Source organism: Desulfuromonadales bacterium (assembly GCA_035620395.1).
Taxonomy (GTDB): domain Bacteria; phylum Desulfobacterota; class Desulfuromonadia; order Desulfuromonadales; family DASPGW01; genus DASPGW01.
In genome coordinates this window covers 1-4582 of the sequence record DASPGW010000089.1, presented here as the reverse complement: position 1 = coordinate 4582, position 4582 = coordinate 1, and the positions used below count along the sequence as shown (strand labels likewise).

Here is a 4582-nt window from a genome sequence, read left to right as displayed (position 1 = left end):
TCGACGACCTGGATGCCAAGGCGGGGCGTTGTTTTGCGCCGGGACCTCGCAAGCCCAGGTAATCGTGTGTGGGCATTTCGGGAATAATGAGGAATAATAGGAGAAAAGACGGAGAAAATGGGGGGTAGATTTATTTTCTGTCCCGAAGAAGTGGGGCAAGCAGGATGAACGAAGGGCGGCCGATGGGGCCGCCCTTTTTCGTAAGGCTCTGGAGAGTCCTGCCGCCTGGCTGGCGATGCGGTCCCGGACGGGCAGGCCCAGGGGGGGCAGTCGTCAGAACTGCGCAGCAGGGCGCCAGGCGTCGTCTGCCAGGGGACGCCTGGACGAACCGGACAGGCCGGCCGCCGGGAGCGCGTTCCGCCGCCTGTCCGTGAAACGGGCCGGGAGACGCTGCAGGCGCTGGATCAGGGCGGCGAGGCGCCCGAAGGGGCGGAAGAGGATTTCGAAGAGGATCCCGGATACGATCAGGAGCAGCAAGAGGGGGAACGGTTTCATACTCGGCCTCCTTGGGGAGAGAGGTTCATCTGTCCTGAAAATGATTTAAGGATAGCAAAGCCGCGGGCGCAAAAGCAAGGCCTATATGTGATTTTTTACTAGAAGAGGTATTTTCATAACATGGTTAGGCGCCCGTGCGCCATGAATTCTGCCCGTTGAAAATGTAGACAGCATAGAAAAAAATTCGTTAAAAATTGCAGCCAAACGCTGTTTAGCCTCTTAGAGAGGGCGGCGGGGATGTAGCTGGGGCGTCCCTATCGATTCCTCCCCGTTCAAACTCCTGCCAGCCCTCTCCTCTCCCCCTGTCAAAAAATTATCCCGGCTCCGGCAGGACTCCCCTCAAGTCAAATGCTTGACTCGGCGGCAGCCTGCACTAAGTTGCAACTTGCTTAAATCACAAGACATTTGGTTTGCAAGGCGGCTTGGTATGCTGGCTGCAAGACTGCTCGCGAGCCCCTGGATATTTGTCAGAGAAGGAAGGAGATCCCGCGATGAAAGCCAATTTGCGACTGAAACCGTTCACGGTATTCCTGCTAACCCTTTTCGGCGCCACCCTTCTCGTTCTTACGGGATGCGGAGGTGGGGGAGGCGGTGGCTCGTCGCCATCTCCCGGTTCGTCGGTGGCCGGAATCGTTCAGCTCCCGGCTGGTTCGACGGTCGACGCCTCGACCCTCGCCGTCGCCACGGGGGCGGGTACGGCCAAAGTCGGCGCGAACGGCGCCTTCAGTGCCCCCGTCAACGGCGATGGCCAGTCCCTCGCCGCCGTAATCGACCCGGCCGGGAAGCTGGTCTTCCTCGGCTATGTCGATTCCGCAGGACAAGCGGCAATCGGTCCCAAAGAGAGCGCCGTGGCTCTTCTCTTCCAGGCGCTTGGCGCCTTCACCCTGCCGGCGGCGGAGCAGGAAACCCTGCGCAGCCTGCTTGCCGGGTCGGCGGAGGCCGAGGAGTTGGCGACGATGATCGCCAGCCGCGTGGCCGAAAACCTCACCGCCCTGGCGGACGGTGATCCGCAGGTGCTCGAGGCCCTGTCCCAGGCCCACACCTCCCTGCTCCAGAACCCGCCGCAGGCCCCCTCCGTCCAGACGGCCCGATTGAGGTCCGCAGCGGTGGCCGGGAGCACTGCCGCGACGACGGAGATAACGGCCGCCAACATCCCCGGCACCACCCTCACCCTGGTCAACCCCACCAATCCGCAGGAGGGGCTGCAACTCGGTCCGAACCCGGAAGGCGAAGGGCTGATCCTGATGAACACCTACCGCCGGGCATCCTACTACTATGCCTACAAGGTGGCGACCGAGGATGAAGAAGGCAACCGCTACGACCTCCAACCGCCTTTTCCCGCCATGGACGCCACCGCCATGCAGGCGACCAATCAACTCAACGGCGTCTTCGGCACGGTCATCGACATCTTCAACGAGAAAGTTTTCTGGACCCCGGTGCAGAGCAACCCCTTCGAGCTTCCCCTTGAAACGGGCACGGCCAAGACCTTTTACCAGGTGGTCGCGGTAGGCCCATCCTTCGACATCACGTCGCCGGCCTTCTTCTCGGAATCGCGGTTCGGCGGATTCGCGCCGGAGTGGGAAAGGTCCATCCTGTCCTTGACCACTTCGGCCTTCGTCAAGGACATGCTCCTGCCCGTGGCCTTTTCCTGGGTCCTCGATTCGGACAAGATCAACGCCGCCCTGAAAGTGGAAAACCCCGAGTTCATCAGCGAAACGTTCGCGGCGATGGTTTTCAAGGCCCTCCCGGAGGCCAAGGATCAGGTCCTGGCCGGGGAGTGGAAGGAGGCGATGCTGACCATCTTCAAGGAGTTGGCCGGCAGTGACGAACTCCGGCAGGCCTTTATCACCGGGCTGCAGGAATCCTTCCAGAAGTCGGCCGTGCTGGATGTCTTCAGCGACCCCGATGCGCTCATCTCCAGCCTCACCCACGCCAACGTGGTCATCGAGGCGATCGACAAGGCGATGACGGCCGGCGACATCGGGGCCGTCATCAAGGATATCGGCAGCTCGCGGCGCGGCAATCTCTGGGACGTTACCGTGGTGAAGCCGATGGTCCGCCTTGATCCGGAGGCGGCGGAAGCCGAGCCCCTCGACCGGATTGCCCTGACGGCCAAACCGCCCAGCGGCGTGCAGGGGGTCTTCGTCTATCAGTGGAGCGTCAGCGGCGGCAACGGCCATCTGGAGGATGCCAACGGGCACTCGGGAAGCGCCTTCGAGTCCTCCTCACCGAACGTCTCCTACGTGGCCGGCCCGGAAGTCACCGATGGCGCCACGGATACTGTCACCGTCAGCGTCTACCTCAAGCCCGACACCGGCAGCGGCCCGACCCACGGAGACCCGATCTTCCTCGGCGAGGCGGAGAGCAAGATCACCTTGAAGGTGCCGCCGATGTGCACCGATCTCGACTACTCGATCCTGGCCTCCGGGTGCGGCAGCGCCTCTCTTTCCTCCATGGACCTGACCGCCGGAGACAAGCTGGTGGTGTCCGTCCACATCGGTTGCGAGGGGGTAGACCTGAGCGCCGACTACGCCCTGACCTCGGGCGTGGTGGTCGACGGGGTGCCCGTGACCGCCCGCTCCGGAAGCGCCGCCCTCTACTCCTACTCGGGATGGCCGTACAAGCCTTCGGCCCGGGGCGGTGCCGTGGTGTCCCTCTCCCCGGGGGCACATACGGTAGAGTTCACGATCCGCTACGATGCCCCGAATGACTGCGTGTACTGGGATTCCGCGCTGTCGTGGTACGCGCGCGGCCCCTGGGTCATCCTGGGAAATGGACGCTGGTCGACCGCGGTCCCATTCCGCGTGCGTCAGAAGGGAATCTGAGAGTAAAGGTGAGAGAGGGCATGGAATGTCCCCTGACCTGTCGGCAGTGTCACCCATGGGTGTCAGGTCTACACATTGACAAACTGTCAAAGTGTAGACCTGACACTATCGACCCGACATCAAGCCTGCCTACCCGGTCTCCGCTGACCATTTCACTTGCCTTGGCTCACATAAGTGACTATTTTCATACCCTGTGAACGCCTTCGTTCAAATGAATCGGAAACAGGCGCCGGAGGCGTTCCGGAGAGAAAAAGAAAGGATTTCTTCGGGGGATGCAATGAAGCGGCGCAGCAGTTTGCAGATTTCACTCGTCCTGGTCGGCATGGTGGCCCTGACCGGCTGTCAGCAGGAGCAGCGCAACGTCTACAAGTCCCGCGAGGACTGCCTCCAGGACTGGGGAAGCGGCCAGGAATGCGAGGAGGTCACCGCGGCCAACAGCAGCTACGGCGGCTCGCATCACCCCGTCGGCTACTTTTTCGGCCCCCGCTATTACGGCAGCGGCGGCACCTTGCGCGGGACGCCCTCGGTGCGCGCCTTCTCCGTGGCGCGGGGCGGTTTCGGCTCCATGGCCGGCTTCCACGGCGGAGGGGGCTGATGGAGCGGATCGCCCTGACCCCGCGCCCCGGCTGGCAGGAGAAGGTCGAGGCGCTCGGCCTGCACTACCACACCATCGACAACGCCCCCTACTGGGACGAGTCGGCGGCCTACCGCTTCTCGGCGGCGCAGATCGACACGCTGGAGGCCGCCAGCCAGGAACTGTACGACATGGCGCTGCAGGCGGCGCAGCACGTCATCGACCGGCGCCTGTTCAGCCGGCTGCAGATCCCCGTGGCCTTCGAAGAGCTGATCGTGCGCTCCTGGGAGGCCGACGCCCCCTCCCTCTACGGCCGCTTCGACCTCGTCTACGACGGCGAACACCCCCCGAAGCTGCTCGAATTCAACGCCGACACCCCCACCGCCCTGCTGGAGGCGAGCGTCGTCCAGTGGTTCTGGCTCAAGGAGGTCTTTCCGGAAGCGGACCAGTTCAACTCGATCCACGAAAAGCTCATCGCCGGCTGGAGCGACTGGGCCGGAAAAGCCGGCGGCCTGATGCACTTTGCCGCAACCGGCGCCAGCCGCGAGGACTGCGGCAACCTCGACTACCTGCGCGACACGGCGATCCAGGCGGGGCTCGACACCTGCGCCCTCGACATCGGCGAAATCGGCTGGGACGCGGCACGCGGCTGCTTCGTCGATCTGGAAGAGCGCCCGATCCGTTCCCT

4 protein-coding genes are annotated in these 4582 nt (G+C 63.4%); 3 read left to right on the top strand and 1 reads right to left on the bottom strand.

What is annotated here, in order from left to right; translation table 11 throughout:
- Positions 1–273: 273 nt before the first annotated feature.
- Complete coding sequence (locus VD811_05080; GenBank protein HXV20350.1) at positions 274–495, bottom strand: hypothetical protein; 222 nt, start codon at positions 493–495, stop codon at positions 274–276.
- A 491-nt stretch (positions 496–986) separates the two neighbouring features.
- Here VD811_05080 and VD811_05075 point away from each other — a divergent pair, with 491 nt between their 5' ends.
- The 3 genes from VD811_05075 to VD811_05065 form a co-directional block, all read left to right on the top strand.
- Complete coding sequence (locus tag VD811_05075; GenBank protein ID HXV20349.1) at positions 987–3320, top strand: hypothetical protein; 2334 nt, start codon at positions 987–989, stop codon at positions 3318–3320.
- 277 nt (positions 3321–3597) lie between these two features.
- Positions 3598–3915, top strand: a complete 318-nt coding sequence (locus tag VD811_05070; GenBank protein ID HXV20348.1) for a hypothetical protein — start codon at positions 3598–3600, stop codon at positions 3913–3915.
- Positions 3915–4582, top strand: a 668-nt coding sequence (locus tag VD811_05065; GenBank protein HXV20347.1) for a glutathionylspermidine synthase family protein, incomplete at its 3' end; no start/stop codon positions are given. The genes VD811_05070 and VD811_05065, both read left to right, overlap by 1 nt.

Excerpts from the sequence above, each read along its gene's own strand:
- VD811_05075 (HXV20349.1), top strand. The coding sequence starts at position 987 with ATGAAAGCCAATTTGCGACTGAAACCGTTCACGGTATTCCTGCTAACC.
- VD811_05080 (HXV20350.1), bottom strand. The coding sequence starts at position 495 with ATGAAACCGTTCCCCCTCTTGCTGCTCCTGATCGTATCCGGGATCCTC.
- VD811_05070 (HXV20348.1), top strand. The coding sequence starts at position 3,598 with ATGAAGCGGCGCAGCAGTTTGCAGATTTCACTCGTCCTGGTCGGCATG.